Raw genomic sequence first — 14,830 nt, 5'->3', positions numbered from 1 at the left:
AGGACTCCAGTTCCGGAAGGGCGAGGATCGCGAGGAGGGGGCGCCCGGTCACTGCGCGGTCTGCACGACCGACAGCATGCCGGCCCTGCCTGACACGATGCACTTGGCGAGGTAGACGGGGACGCCGCCGGTCGAGGCGGTCTGCGTGAGGATGAGCACGGGATCGCCGGGCTTGAGCCCCAGCAGCGCGCCGCGCGAGCGGCCCACCACGTTCACGGTGATCCCGCATACGCCGGATCCGAAGACGGCACCGCGCGCGGCGAGGGCGGTCATGAGGCTCGACGGATCCGCCGCCGCCTCTTCGACGACGGCCGCGATCTGCGGACTCGCGTCGGTGAGATAGCGGCCCGCGGGCAGGTGCTCCTGCAGGATCGCGATCGGCTCGCCGCCTCGCTCGATCACGCTCTCGCGGAACCAGGTATTCGCCGCGTCGTCGAGACCAAGGTGCCCCGACACGTAGTCGGTGGTGGGCTGCACGACGAACTCGAGCTGGCGGACGCTGATGTCCTCGCCGCCCTCGGCGAGCGCTGCCTCGAGGGGTCGCAGCTCTTCCAGGCCGACCCTGGGCAGGTCCTCCGCGACGAAGCGGCCGATTCCGCGCCGGGTGGTGATGAGGCCGTCCTCCTCGAGCAGCATGAGGGCCTCGCGGACGACCGTGCGCGACACCCCCAGTGATACGCAGAGCTCGGTCTCCCGTGGCAGCGCCGACCCCAGGGAGAAGACGCCGGACCTGATGCCGTCGGCCAAGCGCGAGTACACGGCGACGCGCAGCGGCTGGCCCACCGGGGCGGTCAGCGGCCGGGCCAGGAACTGTTCGACGTCCGTCATCGGATCTCCTCCACCGCGCGTCTCCGGCCGCGATCGGGCCGTGCTCGCCGTTCATTCAAGCATGAACCTGTCACGCTTGCAGATGTTCTACCTGAGAGGTATAACATCATATAACCCAAGGGAGCGATGCTCCCTTCCTTGACGAAGGAGTCACTGTGCAGCTCTCTCCCGCGCCTGCGGCGCTCGACCGTCCGGAGCCGATCCGCGGCGGCCGATCCGTCCTGCTCGTGGCGACCCTGATCCTCACGGTCGTCGCGTTCCAGCTGAACTCGAGCATGATCAGCCCCGCCCTGCCCGACATCGCGAAGCAACTGGGTGCGCCGATGGACGCCGTCTCGCAGGTGTCCTCGCTGTTCTTCCTCGCCGGCGCCGTCGGCGGGATCGTGCTGGCGCGCTGGAGCGACTTCATCGGCCGCAAGCGCGCACTGCTGATCGTGCTCGCGCTCATCGTGCTCGGCACGGTGCTCTGCCTTGTCTCGCCGAACCTGCCGGTGCTGCTGCTGGGCCGGGTGCTGCAGGGAGCCTCCAGCGCCGCGTTCCAGATCTCCTACGTGATCCTCGCCGAGACCCTCCCGGCCGCCGTCTTCCCGACCGTGCTCGGGATCCTCACCGCGATCAACGGCGGCGTGGGCGGAGTGGACGGCTGGATCGGAGGCCTCCTCGCCGACGCCTTCGGATTCCGTTCGCTGTTCGTCGTGATCCTGGTGGTCGCCGTGGTCGCGATCGCGTGCGTCGCCCTCGCCGTGCCGCGCGATGGCGAGCCGTCTTCGACGGGGCGCATGGACTGGTGGGGCGCCGGCGCGCTCTCGCTCGGCCTGATCTGCCTCACCTACTTCGTCTCGACCGGATCCCGCCAGGGCTGGCTCGCCCCGCTCACGCTGCTCTTCCTCGCCGGCACCGTCGTGGCGCTGCTCGCCTTTGTCGCCATCGAGAAGCGCCGCCTTACCCCGCTCGTCGCCGTGCAGCACCTGCGCTCGCGCGAGGTGTGGCCGGTGCTCGCCGTCACCGTGCTGACCCTGTCGAGCGTGTTCGCCGTGATCAACTTCACGATCGTGATCCTCAGCCAGAACCAGACCGTCGGCTACGGCCTGAACGCATCGACCTCCGCCCTGCTGTACCTCACCCCACCAGCGCTGATCGGCCTCGCCGCCGCCCCGCTCTCGGGTTGGCTCGCGGGCCGCTTCGGGTGGATCCCGATGCTGCGGATCGGCCTGGTGCTCTCGATCGCGGCGCTCGTCGTGGTCGCGCTGTTCCCGTTCAGCCCGTGGACGGTGTTCGCCATGTTCACGGTGCTCGGAGTCGCCTACAACGGGGTCGTGCTCACCACCGCGAACGGCCTCGGAGTGCTGCAGTCGCCGAGCGAGGCTCCGGCGATCCTGCCGAGCATGAACGGCGCCGCGTTCGGCTTCGGAGCGAGCCTCGGCATCGCGATCGTCGCGCCGTTCGTCGTGTCCGGCAACGTCGTCCTGGCACTGTGGATCTCGGTGGGGATCAGCGTGCTCGCCCTCGTCGCGAGCCTGTTCCTGATCGCCAAGACCGACTGACCCTCTCCACCCGCCCCGCATCCGCATCCCGAGGAGGATCCGATGACCGACACCCCTGCCCCGCTGTACTTCGACTGCGACACCGGCATCGACGACTCGCTCGCCCTGGCGTATCTGCTGGCGTCGCCCGAGATCGCGCTCCGTGGCATCGGCACGGTCAGCGGCAACACGTCCTCGGCACAGGCTGCGCGCAACACCCTGGGCCTGCTCGCCCTCGCCGAGCGCGACGACGTTCCGGTGGCTGTGGGGCGGCACGACTTCCTCACCCACGAGTACGACGGCGGGGCGCCGCACGTACACGGCGACGACGGCGTCGGCGGCGTGTCGCTGCCCGAACCCGCCCGCGCAGTCGAGGACGGCACCGCTGCCGACCTGCTCATCCGGCTCTCGCACGAGCACGCCGGATCCCTGGAGGTGCTCGCGGTCGGCCCGCTGACGAACCTCGCCGCCGCGCTCGAGCAGGATCCGACCCTTCCCTCCCGTGTTGCCCGGGTCACGCTCATGGGCGGGGCGGCGCTCGTACCGGGCAACATCACCGCGGTCGCCGAGGCGAACATCGGCAACGATCCCGAGGCCGCCGACGCGGTGTTCGCTGCGGGCTGGCCGGTCGTGGTCGTGCCGCTGGACGTGACCATGGAGAACGTGTTCGAGGAGTCGCACCGCGAGCAGCTCGCCGCATCCGGATCCCCCGTCGCGCGCGCCGTCGCCGCGATGCTCGACTTCTACATGGAGTTCTACCGCGCGACCTACGGCCGCCGGTGCAGCGCCCTGCATGACCCGCTTGCTGCGGCGATCGCGGTCGGCCACGTGCTCCCCACGGTCGCGCCCGCGGTTCCCGCCGTGGTCGACACGACCGACGGCCCAGGCCGCGGTCAGACCGTGTTCGACCTGCGCGGCCAGCGCCAGGGCGTCCGCGACCACGACGGCGCGACCGTGCGCGTGGTGCTCGGCACCGACGCTCCGCTCGCGGACCACCTGGCGCAGCGCGTCGCCGGGGCCTGACGCGAAGAAGTCATGCGAAGAGGTCCGGTTCCCACCCGGGATCCGGACCTCTTCTGCGTGCGCCGGGCTTACAGCTGGCGGGCCTTCTTCAGCGCCTTCTCGTCGACGGGCGCCTCGCCCGAGGCCTTGAGCTCGGCGTAGTACGCGCGGGCCTCGTCCTGGCGGATCTGCTCCGCGCCGGAGGCGAGGGGGGCGCGCAGGTGCTCGGGCTCGTAGCCGAACGCGTTCACCAGGTCGAGCGCGTGCGGACGCAGGCGTGCGCAGAGCCGGTCGATGTAGCGGGAGACCGATGCGGCACGCTGTGCTGAGAGGCGGCCGTTGATGAGGTACCAGGCGAGGTGCTTCTCGACGAGCTGCAGGCCGAACAGGTCGCGCAGCCAGGTGAGCACGGTCCTGCTGTCCTCGTCCTCGATGCGGCCGAGGGCGTCGGTGAACGCCTCCCACTGCAGCAGCTCGCCGTGAGCCCTTGCCGCCTCGATGAGCTCGGCCTGGTTCTCGTTGAACAGCTTCTCGCCGAGCACCTTGTCCTTGCCGGCCGCACGCAGACGCCCGGCGATGTCGGCGACCATCTGCTGCACGCGGTCGGTGAGCAGCTCGTGCTGCTGCTCGGCGCGCAGGCCGTTCTCGACCGAGCGGGCCGTGGATCCGAGATCCGCGACGGCCTGCCCGAACTGGCGGAGCCCCGCGCCGTGGAACACCCGGCCCGCGGTCTGGCCGACGGCGTACTTCGCGAGCGTCTTGGCGTCGGCGCCCTTGAACTGCCGGGCGAAGTCGGTGAGCAGACGCTTGCCGACGAGCTGAAGCAGGATGTTGTTGTCGCCCTCGAAGGTGACGTAGATGTCGAGGTCGGCGCGCAGCCCCACGAAGCGGTTCTCGAACATGAAGCCCGCACCGCCGCACGCCTCGCGGCATTCCTGCAGGGTGTCCAGGGCGTGCCAGGTCGACAGCGGCTTGAGCGCCGCGGCCAGGGTCTCCAGGTCCTCGCGGTCCTGCGGGGTGTCGGTGCGCCCGGAGAAGACCCCGTCGAACTTCTGCAGGAACTCGTCGTGCGCGAACAGCTGCGCGTAGGTGGTCGCGAGGCGCGGCAGCAGGCGGCGCTGGTGCTTGCCGTAGTCGAGCAGCGTGGTCTCCGAGCCGTCGGCGCCGTTGAACTGGCGGCGCTGGGTGGCGTAGGTGATCGCGATGTCCAGCCCGAGCGCCGAAGCCCACGAGGCGGCGCCATCGAGCGAGACGCGGCCCTGCACCAGCGTGCCGAGCATCGTGAAGAAACGGCGGCCGGGGCTGTCGATGGCGCTGGAGTAGGTGCCATCGACCGCGACGTCGCCGTAGCGGTTCAGCAGGTTGGTGCGCGGGATCCGCACGTGGTCGAAGCTGAGCCGGCCGTTGTCGATGCCGTTCAGACCACCCTTGAGGCCGTCGTCCTCGCGGCCGATGCCGGGCAGATCCACCCCGTCCTCGCCGCGCAGCGGCACGTAGAAGCAGTGCACGCCATGGTTCACGCCGTTCGTGATGAGCTGTGCGAACACGGTCGCCGCCACACCGTGCAGCGCCGCGTTGCCGAGGTATTCCTTGGTCGCCGCGCGGAACGGCGTGTTGATGACGAACTCCTCGGTTGCGGGGTCGTACGTCGCCGTCGTGCCGATCGAGGCGACGTCGGATCCGTGCCCGATCTCGGTCATCGCGAAGGCGCCAGGGATCTCGAGGCTCATGATGCCCGGGAGCCACGCGTCGTGGTGCTCGGCGGTGCCGAGCTGCAGCACCGCGGATCCGAACAGACCCCACTGCACGCCCGACTTGATCTGCAGGCTGGGGTCTGCGGACACCAGCTCCTCGAACCCGGCGATGTTGCCGCCGTTGTTCTCTTCGCCGCCGAGGCGCTTCGGGAAGGCGCGGTGCACGGCCTTGTTCTGCACCAGGAGGTGCATCTGGCTCAGCACGCGCTCGCGGTGCTCGTCCTTGCCGAGCGAGTCATCGCGCCAGAACGCGGGGTCCTTGATCATCTCGCGCGCCTCGCGGCGGGTGTCCGCCCAGGTGCCCAGCAGCAGGTCGCCGACCGCGTCGACGTCGATGCGCGTCGCGGTGTCGTCCGAGCTGTTGTCAGCGCTGTTCGCGGCGTTCGTCCGAAGGGCGGCGTCGACCATGAGGATCCTCTCGTGAGGTTTCGGGGATGTCTTCATGGTAGGTCTGACACAACGTGGGGCGAAGGCGGCTGTGGACTTCTGCTAAGCGACCCGGGCGACGGGGAACGGCCCGATTGTCGCCTCCCCACAGGACACCGGGTCGGGACGCCTCAGTCCGGCGTGGAGCGGTCGTAGGCGTCGACGAGCTCGTCGAGGAACCGCGACACCACGGCACGCTCGCCATCGCTCATCGCCGCGATCACGCCCTCGACCGCGACGATCAACGGCGCGACCAGCTGTCGCGCGGCGGTGGCGGCCTCGTCCGATGCCGTCACGATGAGCTTGCGTCCGTCGGAGGGATGGCGTTCGCGGCGCACGTGCCCGCGATCCTCCAGGCGGTTGAGCACGAGGGTCATGGCCGCCGTCGAGACCTCCACACGATGCGCGAGTTCGGTCGGGGTCGTCGGGCCGCCGGAGATGAGGTGATCCAGGGCTTCGAGGCCGACTGCGTCCAGCTCGAGGCGCTTCGCGATGGCCCGCTCGAAGCGCTGCTGCCGCATGGTGAGCTGCTGCACACGCGCCCTGATGTCCTGCTCCGCCGCAGATCCGGCCTCGTGCCGGCGCGCCGGGTCGTAGACGAGCGGCGGCGCGGTATCGATCGGATCCGGTTTGACATCCATATCCTGCATGCTAATACTCATTATTGCTAATCTGATTGATAATCAAGAATTGAGATGACATGCCCGAAGCGACCGCCGCCCCCTACCGCTGGCGCTGGGCGATCCTCGGCGTGATGCTCACCGCCGAGATCATGGACATGCTCGATGCGACGATCGTCAACGTCGCCGGTCCATCACTCGAGTCCTCCCTGGGCGTGACCCCGCTCGCCCTGCAATGGGTGATCGGAGGCTACGCGCTCGCCCTCGGCGCGGGCCTGGTCCTCGGCGGACGGCTCGGCGACCGGTACGGACGGCGCCGGATGTTCCTGCTGGGGCTCGCCGCGTTCACCCTCGCATCGCTGCTGTGTGCGCTGGCCCCGAGCCCCGAGATCCTCATCGCGTTCCGCCTGATCCAGGGTGCGGCAGGCGCGCTCCTGCTCCCCCAGGGGCTCGGACTGCTCCGCGAGAACCTGTCCGGCGCCGAACTGGCCACCGCATTCGGCGTCTTCGGGCCGGCACTCGGCCTCGGCGGCATCCTGGGGCCGATCATCGGCGGCGGGCTGATCGAGGCAGACCTCTTCGGCAGCGGCTGGCGTTCGGTCTTCCTCGTCAACGTGCCGATCGGCGTGGTCGCGCTGATCGTGGCGTGGCGAATCCTGCCGCGGCGTTCCGGAGACCGGGAGGTCACGATCGACCCGGTCGGCGCCGCCATCATCATCGGCTCCTCCGGCCTGCTGGTGCTCGCGCTGACCTTCGGCCCGGAGCAGAACTGGCCGGTGTGGGCCTGGTTCTGCGTCGGCGTCGGCGGCGTCGGATTCGTCCTGTTCGGCTGGCAGCAGCAGCGCCTGCTGCACCAGGGCGGAGTGCCGCTGGTCACCGCGACGATGTTCACCCGGCGCGCATACAGCCTGGGGCTCGTCGGCATCGCACTGTTCTTCAGCAGCCTCACCGGCACGCAGCTCGTGCTGACTCTCTTCCTGCAGAACGGCAACGGGTTCACCGCGGGTGAGGCCGGGCTCGGCAACCTCCCGCTCGCGATCGGATCCGCGATCGGCGGCGCGATCAGCGGTGCGTGGCTGGCGGAGAAGATCGGCCGCTCCGTGCTGCAGCTGGGGGCGGTGTCCCAGCTCGCCGGGACCGCGCTGCTCTGGTTCGAACTGCAGCAGGGCGGCACCTTCAGCATCTGGGGCATCGTCCCCGGCATCGTGCTGTTCGGCGCGGGCGGCGGCGCGATCATCGCCGCCCTGTTCAGCACCATCCTCGCCGCGGTCGAGGACGACGAGATCGGATCCGCCTCCGGCGTGCTGAGCGCCGTGCAGGCGATCGCGAGCGCGGTCGGCGTCGCGATCTTCGTGTCGCTCTTCTACGACGGCCTGGGGTCGGGATCCCCGTCGCAAGCATTTCAGCACACGCTCATCGTGCCGGCGATCATGCTCACGGTGTTCTTCGCGGTGAGCTTCGCGTTCCCGCGCACGGGCAGGGAGGACGTGCACGGCGCCGCGGAGGCGGAGCTCGTCGGGTAAGCGGATCAGCGACGCCTCAGCGGATCAGCCGGTAGCCACGAGCCGCGTCAAAGCCGTGGATCTCCCGCGTGTCGAGCGCGGCCATGAACTCGAGCACCTCCGCGGTGACGATCTGGCCCGGCACGAGCACGGGGAAGCCGGGAGGGTACGGCGTCACGAAGCCCGCCGAGACCGGCTGCTCCCCTCGCGCGACCCGTTCGCGCAGATCGTCGGGCGTCGCGTACTCGATCAGACCGCGCCGCTGCCCGTCGTAGAACGCGCCGCGCAGATCGCCGTCCGGCAGGCCCGAGGGGTGCGCATAGGCCGGCGCGAACGCGCTGAAGTCCGGCAGCGGCGGCATCGGATCGTCCTCGGCGCGAACTTCGGGAAGGCCTTGCGTCGCACGATCTCGCTCGAACCGCTCGGCGAGCTTCACCAGAACTTCGATAAGGTAGGCGATCGCGCTGCGGGAGGTGCCGATGTTCGTCATGAACAGCACCGTGTTGCGGCTCGTCTTGTTGACCTGGATCCCGTACTGATCCATGAGGTGCGTGTGCTTGAAGGTGTCGCCGTCGACGCCCGTGCGCGTGATCTCGATCGTGACCCGGCTGGGGTCGATCACGAACTCGTCATCGCGCCAGGCCCGCCACATCGCGGCGAGACCGTCGCGCAGCGGCATCGGCCGGGTGGTGCGACGGTGCTCCGGCGGGATCAGATCGCGCATCGTGAGCACGCGGAAGGTGCGACGCAGCAGCGGGTGCCGAGCGACGGACTGGGCGAGGCTGGTCGCGAGGTCGAGCTGGCGCTGCACGAGCTCGAAGCCTTCGAGCTCGACCTGGCGTCGGCCGAGGTCGAGCGAGGCGAGGATCTGGTAGTTCGGCGAGGTCGAGGTGTGCGTCATGAACGCCTCGTGGAAGGCGTACTCCGCTTCGAGCGCCCAGTCCTGGTCGTAGACGTGGATCATGGATCCCTGGCGCAGCGAGGTCAGCGTCTTGTGCGTCGACTGCGTCGCATAGACCCTGATCCGCGCGTCGGGCGAGGGGATCAGCTCCTCCCGCATCCACGCCTCGTCGTCCTGCGGTTCGCCGGTCTCCGCGTCGGACAGCCGCGCACGCTGCGCACGGTACGCCGCCGCGTGCGCGGTCGAGCGCAGCCGCTCTTCGAGGCGCTTGGCCGAGGCCATCGCCGTGCGCTGCCGGGTCACCGGGTGGAACGCCGCGAACGCGAACCACGCCTCGTCCCAGAGGAAGACCAGGTCGGGCTTGATCGCGAGGCACTCCGACATCACGCGAGCCGGGTCGTACACGATGCCGTCGAACGTGCAGTTCGTCAGCGTGATCATGTGCACCTCGTGCAGCCGGCCCGCGGCACGGTAGTCGAGGAGCAGTCGCTTGATCCGCTCCAGCGGCACCGCACCGTAGAACGCGAAGTCGTCGAGGGGATACGCCTCGAGATATGCGGTGCGTCCGCCGGTCAGCATGAGCGCATGGTGGTGCGACTTGTGGCAGTTGCGGTCGACGAGCACCACGTCGTCCGGCTCCACCAGGGCCTGGTGCACGATCTTGTTCGCCGTGGACGTGCCGTTGGTGACGAGGAAGGTGCGCTGCGCCCCGAACGCCCGCGCCGCCAGATCCTGCGCCTTCTTGATCGCCCCGGTCGGTGCGAGCAGCGAGTCCAATCCTCCGGATGTCGCCGAGGTCTCGGCGAGCAGGAGATTCATGCCGTAGAAGTCGGCGAGATCACGGATCCACTTCGAGGTGACGACGGATCCGCCTCGTCCCACCGGCAGGGCGTGGAACACCCCGACCGGGCGGCGGGCGTGGTTCTGGATCGCCGCGAAGAACGGCGCGTCGTAGAGGTGCGAGACCCGGCGCAGCAGCGACAGATGCAGCTCGAGCTGATCCTCGCGCCGGAACACCCGGCGGAACCGATGCGTGAGAGCTCCCGCCAGGTCCTCGATGTGCGCGCCGGCGACCAGGTACAGATCGACCTCCGGCCGCAGGGCGTGCAGCGTGTCGGCGAGACGCAGCACCCGCTGCACCGAGGGGATCGAGCTGCGCGCCGCGGCGGGCGCGATCGCCGCCTGCTCGTGCGCGAGCGCGATCGTCTCCTGAAGGTCACCGCTGAGCACCTGGTGGCTGCGATCGCTGAACCCCGGCCGCACGATGCAGGCGAGGATGTTCGGGTTCGTGAGCAGCGCCGCGATCGCGTCGTCCGCCGACGGCACGATCACGAAGTCGTAGATGAAGTCGTCCGCATCGGTGCGCAGTCGTCGCCCCTCGGACAGGATCGCGTCACGATCCGCCGGGGTGGTCTCGTCGATGAGCAGCACCTCGAACCGCGTGCGCGGATCGGCATCGTCCTGCTGCTCGGCGAGATCGGCCTCGTCGAGCACCGGATCGGTCCCGCCCGGCACGGACGTGCCGCGCAGGCGATGCACCACCCGCCCGATGCGCTCCAGGGCGGTGGCCGCGTCGCCCTGCTCGATCAGCTCCCGGATGTGTCGCACGTAGCGCTGCCCGAAACCGGCCCAGTACAGCTCGATCGTCTCGAGCGCCCGCAGCGAGCGCCGGATCTCGTCGCGGTTGGCGACGGCGTCACGGGCGTCGGATTCGACCGCGAGGCGCTTGACCGCGAAGCGCAGGAACTCCCAGGCGTCGCTGCGCAGCCGCCAGGTGCTCGCCGGCATGCCTGGTGCGTGCGCGGTGTCGATCGTGCTGGTCATCGGCGGATTCCCTTCCGGCGGGAGCGCCGAGGGCGGCGCGGGCAACGGCGGCCCGGATCGCTGAGGTCGTCTTCGAACCGGCTGCTGGGGTCCCGCCGGGATGCGGCGAGCCGTCGCGATCGGCGACGACCGCGACGTGTGGTGCGGGCAGGATCCGTGGTGCGGGCCCTGCCGGACTCCCATCGTGCCACTCCGCAAGCGGATCCGATCGCCCCGTGTCGAGCCGCTCGTCTGGGATCCGAGATGGTCGGTGCAGCGGCGGCCGGCGGTGAGGATCAGCCCTCGGCCGCGATGACCTCGAGCACGGCCTCGCCGTATGCTTCGCGCTTCTTCTCGCCGATACCGCTGATGCCGACCAGATCCGCGGCCTTCGCGGGGCGGTGCTCGGCGAGCGCGCGCAGCGTGGCGTCGCCGAACACGACGTACGCGGGCACGCCCTGCTCGCGAGCGGTCTGCGCCCGCCATGCGCGCAGCGCCTCGAACAAGTCGCGGTCGCCCTCGGCGAGCGCCTCCGCGGCGCTCCTCTTCGCGGAGCGCCCGCCCCCGGAGGACCCGGCACGGGTGACCACGTCGTGGCGCAGCTTCACCGGCGTCGTCCCGGCCAGTACCCCGCCGCTCGCCTCGTTGACCGCGAGCGTGCCGTACTCACCCTGCGCCTGCATGAGGCCCTGCGCGAGAAGCTGCCGCACGACGGAGCGCCACTGCGCATCGGCGAGATCGGATCCGATCCCGTAGGTGGCGAGCTCGTCGTGCCGGAACTTGCGGACCTTCTCCGTGGAGGCGCCCCGGAGGATATCGATGAGATGCCCGGCGCCGAACGACTGGCGGCGCTCGCGCTGCAGCCGCACGATCGTGGAGAGCAGCTTCTGCGCGGGGACGAGCCCGTCCCAGCTGTCGGGTGGGGTGAGGCAGGTGTCGCAGTTGCCGCACGGCCCGGAGTCCTGCCCGAAGTAGCCGAGCAGGTTCTGCCGCCGGCAGTCGACGGTCTCGCACAGCGCGAGCATCGCGTCGAGGTGCTGGTTCTGCCGCTGCTTGATCGCGCGGTCGCCCTCGCCCTGCTGGATGAAGCGGCGCTGCTGCACCACGTCGCCGAGGCCGTAGGCCATCCACGCGACCGAGGGCTCGCCGTCGCGGCCGGCGCGACCGGTCTCCTGGTAGTAGCCCTCGACGGACTTGGGCAGGTCGACGTGCGCGACGAAGCGCACGTCGGGCTTGTCGATGCCCATGCCGAACGCGATCGTGGCGACGACGATCACGCCGTCCTCGCGGAGGAACCGGGACTGGTGCGCCGCGCGTGTGCCGGCGTCGAGACCTGCGTGGTACGGGATCGCGTCCAGGCCCTGCGCGCTGAGGTACTCGGCCGTCTGCTCGACCGAGGAGCGGCTGAGCGCGTAGACGATGCCGGCGGATCCCTCGGGCTGCGTGCGGATGAACGAGACCAGCTGCTTGCGGACGTCGACCTTGGGCTCGATCCGGTACTGGATGTTGGGTCGGTCGAAGCTCGCGACGAAGTGCTTCGCCTGCGGCAGGTGCAGCCGCTCGGTGATCTCGCGGTGCGTCTCGCGGGTGGCGGTGGCCGTGAGCGCGATGCGGGGAACGCCCGGGAAGCGCTCGGCGAGGCCGCCGAGGGCGAGGTAGTCCGGCCGGAAGTCGTGCCCCCACTGCGACACGCAATGCGCCTCGTCGATCGCGATGACGCTGAGGGATCCGCGCTGCAGGAGCCCCAGGGTCTGCGCGTTCGAGAGTCGCTCGGGCGCGACGTAGACGAGGTCGAGGTCGCCTGCCAGATACGCGCGCTCGACCTCTGCCCGATCCGCCGCCGTCTGCGTCGAGTTCAGGTACGCGGCGCGCACGCCGTTGGCGCGCAGAGCGTCGACCTGATCGTGCATGAGCGCGATGAGCGGACTGACCACGAGCCCCGTGCCCTCACGCACGAGCGCGGGGATCTGGTAGCAGAGGCTCTTGCCGCCGCCGGTGGGCATGAGCACCACGGCGTCGCCGCCGCCCACGACCTGGTCGATGATCGCGGCCTGGTCTCCGCGGAACGCGTCGTAGCCGTAGACCGCGGTGAGCGCGGCCAGGGGCGTCGGGTACTTGCTCGGTGCCGGAGCGCCCGTCGCCGCCGGAACGGGGAAGCTCCCCTGCGGAACGGCCCCCGGGGTACCCGCCCACTCGCCCTCCTCGGGCGGGGGTGCCGCTTCCCAGGGCTCGTCCGCGTACGGCACGTCGGCGTACGGGTCGTCCAGCGGCGCATCGGACCACGGCAGATCCGCATAGGGGTCGCGCGGATCGTTCTGGGGCATGCATCCAGCGTAACGAGCGGGGCCGACACCGGAGGCCGCTGTCCACAGGTCTCGCCCGGCCCCCAACTGCGCCCGCCCCCGGGTTCCAGCCCGCCCTGCCCTCAACTCGAAAGGATGAATGCAATTCCGCAGGATCCGGATCCGCGATTCTTCCTGTCGAGATGCATTTATCCTTCGAAATTGCGAGCCGGTGGCGCTGGACGACGACTCCGCCCGCCCCGGGTGTCTCCGTCCGGGCATATGTTGGACGCACGACACCGCACGAAGGAGCACGATGCCCGAGATCGCCGTGAGCTTGAACGAGGCCGAGTCGCGCTACGAGATCACCAGCGACGGCGCACTCGCGGGGTTCGCCGAGTTCCAGCGCCGCCCCGGGATGATCCTGTTCATCCACACGGAGGTGGATCCGGCGTTCCAGGGCCAGGGCCTCGCCGCGCAGCTCGCCGCGGGCGCGCTGGCCGACGCGGTGGCCACGGGCGACACGATCGTGCCGTACTGCCCCTACATCAACAAGTACCTCCGCACGCACGAGGTCCCTGGCGCGAAGGTGCGATTCCCGACGGCCCCGGACGGATCCGCATGAGCCTGCACGGGCCGCGCGCAGCGGTGCTCGAGGCGCGCGAGGTTCCGCTCGGTGGCGTGCGTGCGATGAACGTGCTGCGTGTGCTGCCCAGCAAAGATGTACCGACGATCGGCGCCTGGTGCTTCCTCGACCGGTTCGGCCCTGCTGAGGTGCGCATGCGTGTGGAACCGCATCCGCACATCGGCCTGCAGACCGTGACCTGGCCGCTCGTCGGCGAGATCCGGCACCGCGACACGATCGACAGCGATGTCGTGCTGCGCCGCGGGCAGCTCAATCTCATGACGGCCGGGCACGGCATCGCGCATTCGGAGTACTCGGTGGGCGAGGAGGCCGGCCCGCTCGACGCGCTGCAGCTCTGGGTGGTGCTGCCCGACGGCGCCGCCACCGGTGCGCCCGGCTTCGAACAGCACCTGTCGCTGCCGGGTCTGACGCTTCCCGCCGAGACCGGATCCGACGCCGACGTCACCGTGGTGATGGGCTCCTATGCAGGCGTCGACTCCCCCGCGACGGCCTATACGCCGATCGTGGGCGCGGAGATCCGCCTCGAGCGCGGCACATCCGTCGTGCTGCCGTTCGATCCGGCCTGGGAGCACGGTCTGCTGCTCGTCGAGGGCGACGCCCGTGTCTCCGGATCCGACCTGGCCGAGACCGCGCTCTCCACGGACGACGTGCTGTTCCTCGGCGACTCCCGCGAGGACGTCACCGTGTCGAGCGAGAGCGGGGCGCTGCTCTTCCTCCTCGGCGGCGAGCCCTTCGAACAGGACCTCGTGATGTGGTGGAACTTCGCCGCCCGCAGCCACGAGGAGATCGCGCAGGCGCGCGAGGACTGGGAAGCCGGATCCGACCGGTTCGGTCACGTCGCCGGTCACGGCGACGAGCGGGTGCCTGCTCCGCCGATCCCGCCCGTGCACCTCATGCCACGGCGCCGGAGGATCTGACCGGGGATCGCTCCCGACCGATCCGCCCGGGAGCGCCGGTACGCTGGACGGGTGCCCGCCCGCTCCCCGCTGCCCACGCGGATCCTGCTCGTCTGCGCCGCCATCGGGGTCGCCACGGGCCTGCTCGGCGCCGCCGCCGGCTGGGTGACGATCCCCGTGATCGCCGGCGCGCCGTTCGCCTACGGCCTGGTGCTGGGCTCGCATGTGCTGCCGGGGATCATCGCGCAGGAGGTGCTGCGCCGCCCACTGGTCGCGCTGCTCACGCACGTGCTCGCGGCTCTCGTCGCGAGCGCGTTCAACCCCATCTGGTTCCCGCGCTTCCTCGGCACCGCGCTGCTGTTCGGCCTCATCCAGGAGGGCGTCGCCGCCCTCACGCGCTATCGCGCCTGGGGCGCGTGGCGGTTCTTCGTCTCGGCGGCGATCATCGGCGTGATCATCGCGGTGGTGGTGTTCTTCGCCGTCGACCTGGAGAAGCTGCCGCTCTGGGCGCGGATCATCTACCTCCCGCTGGCGGTGCTCGGCCCGATCGCCTGGACCGCGATCGGCCTGCGCATCGGCATCTCGCTGCGTCGCGCCGGCGTCGCCCCGCACTGAGCGCGCCCCCTCGCGAGCGCCCCCGCACGGCG

General features: G+C 70.3%; 11 protein-coding genes. 6 read left to right on the top strand and 5 right to left on the bottom strand.

All coding sequences use genetic code 11. From position 1 onward, the window contains the following. Window positions 1-48: 48 nt before the first annotated feature. Window positions 49-828, bottom strand: coding sequence for a GntR family transcriptional regulator (locus ACTJI8_RS09385; RefSeq protein WP_440733154.1), 780 nt, complete (start codon window positions 826-828; stop codon window positions 49-51). Between the two features lie 155 nt (window positions 829-983). Between ACTJI8_RS09385 and ACTJI8_RS09380 the strand changes: the two genes are divergently transcribed. Beyond that, window positions 984-2,372, top strand: a complete 1,389-nt coding sequence (locus ACTJI8_RS09380) for an MFS transporter (protein ID WP_440733153.1) — start codon at window positions 984-986, stop codon at window positions 2,370-2,372. Window positions 2,373-2,414: 42 nt separating this feature from the next. Next, entirely contained in the window at window positions 2,415-3,374 is a 960-nt protein-coding gene (locus ACTJI8_RS09375; RefSeq protein ID WP_440733152.1) for a nucleoside hydrolase, read from the top strand. Window positions 3,375-3,442: 68 nt separating this feature from the next. Here ACTJI8_RS09375 and ACTJI8_RS09370 read toward each other — a convergent pair whose 3' ends face one another. Further along, window positions 3,443-5,515, bottom strand: coding sequence for an acyl-CoA dehydrogenase family protein (locus tag ACTJI8_RS09370; protein ID WP_440733151.1), 2,073 nt, complete (start codon window positions 5,513-5,515; stop codon window positions 3,443-3,445). A 149-nt stretch (window positions 5,516-5,664) separates the two neighbouring features. After that, window positions 5,665-6,174, bottom strand: coding sequence for a MarR family winged helix-turn-helix transcriptional regulator (locus tag ACTJI8_RS09365; protein WP_440733150.1), 510 nt, complete (start codon window positions 6,172-6,174; stop codon window positions 5,665-5,667). Window positions 6,175-6,233: 59 nt separating this feature from the next. On the opposite strand from ACTJI8_RS09365, the gene ACTJI8_RS09360 reads away from it, so the two are divergent. Continuing rightward, on the top strand, window positions 6,234-7,676 hold the full coding sequence (locus tag ACTJI8_RS09360; RefSeq protein WP_440733149.1) for an MFS transporter: 1,443 nt from the start codon (window positions 6,234-6,236) through the stop codon (window positions 7,674-7,676). Window positions 7,677-7,692: 16 nt separating this feature from the next. Here the strand turns inward: ACTJI8_RS09360 and ACTJI8_RS09355 are convergent, their stop codons facing one another. Together ACTJI8_RS09355 and recQ are read right to left on the bottom strand one after the other, a co-directional pair. After that, entirely contained in the window at window positions 7,693-10,380 is a 2,688-nt protein-coding gene (locus ACTJI8_RS09355; RefSeq protein ID WP_440733148.1) for an aminotransferase class I/II-fold pyridoxal phosphate-dependent enzyme, read from the bottom strand. Window positions 10,381-10,655: 275 nt separating this feature from the next. Next, a complete protein-coding gene (recQ, locus tag ACTJI8_RS09350) occupies window positions 10,656-12,683 on the bottom strand; it encodes a DNA helicase RecQ (protein WP_440733147.1) in 2,028 nt (675 codons plus the stop codon). 274 nt (window positions 12,684-12,957) lie between these two features. Here recQ and ACTJI8_RS09345 point away from each other — a divergent pair, with 274 nt between their 5' ends. Genes ACTJI8_RS09345 through ACTJI8_RS09335 form a run of 3 tightly spaced genes read left to right on the top strand, consistent with a single transcriptional unit; the run spans window position 12,958 to window position 14,798 of the window. Further along, on the top strand, window positions 12,958-13,266 hold the full coding sequence (locus ACTJI8_RS09345) for a GNAT family N-acetyltransferase (RefSeq protein WP_440733146.1): 309 nt from the start codon (window positions 12,958-12,960) through the stop codon (window positions 13,264-13,266). Next, window positions 13,263-14,204: a pirin family protein gene (locus tag ACTJI8_RS09340; protein ID WP_440733145.1), complete on the top strand. Its 942-nt coding sequence runs from the start codon at window positions 13,263-13,265 to the stop codon at window positions 14,202-14,204. The genes ACTJI8_RS09345 and ACTJI8_RS09340 overlap by 4 nt, the downstream gene beginning before the upstream one ends. A gap of 51 nt (window positions 14,205-14,255) precedes the next feature. After that, window positions 14,256-14,798, top strand: coding sequence for an ECF transporter S component (locus ACTJI8_RS09335; RefSeq protein WP_440733144.1), 543 nt, complete (start codon window positions 14,256-14,258; stop codon window positions 14,796-14,798). Window positions 14,799-14,830: the final 32 nt, after the last annotated feature.

The sequence above is a fragment of the Microbacterium sp. 22303 genome (assembly GCF_052045265.1).
Lineage (GTDB): Bacteria > Actinomycetota > Actinomycetes > Actinomycetales > Microbacteriaceae > Microbacterium.
Note: the sequence above shows the minus strand (reverse complement) of the source record. Positions and strands in the feature narration are given on the sequence as shown.

Excerpts from the sequence above, each read along its gene's own strand:
- ACTJI8_RS09385 (WP_440733154.1), bottom strand. The coding sequence starts at position 828 with ATGACGGACGTCGAACAGTTCCTGGCCCGGCCGCTGACCGCCCCGGTG.
- recQ (WP_440733147.1), bottom strand. The coding sequence starts at position 12,683 with ATGCCCCAGAACGATCCGCGCGACCCCTATGCGGATCTGCCGTGGTCC.
- ACTJI8_RS09340 (WP_440733145.1), top strand. The coding sequence starts at position 13,263 with ATGAGCCTGCACGGGCCGCGCGCAGCGGTGCTCGAGGCGCGCGAGGTT.
- ACTJI8_RS09370 (WP_440733151.1), bottom strand. The coding sequence starts at position 5,515 with ATGGTCGACGCCGCCCTTCGGACGAACGCCGCGAACAGCGCTGACAAC.
- ACTJI8_RS09365 (WP_440733150.1), bottom strand. The coding sequence starts at position 6,174 with ATGGATGTCAAACCGGATCCGATCGATACCGCGCCGCCGCTCGTCTAC.
- ACTJI8_RS09360 (WP_440733149.1), top strand. The coding sequence starts at position 6,234 with ATGCCCGAAGCGACCGCCGCCCCCTACCGCTGGCGCTGGGCGATCCTC.
- ACTJI8_RS09375 (WP_440733152.1), top strand. The coding sequence starts at position 2,415 with ATGACCGACACCCCTGCCCCGCTGTACTTCGACTGCGACACCGGCATC.
- ACTJI8_RS09345 (WP_440733146.1), top strand. The coding sequence starts at position 12,958 with ATGCCCGAGATCGCCGTGAGCTTGAACGAGGCCGAGTCGCGCTACGAG.
- ACTJI8_RS09355 (WP_440733148.1), bottom strand. The coding sequence starts at position 10,380 with ATGACCAGCACGATCGACACCGCGCACGCACCAGGCATGCCGGCGAGC.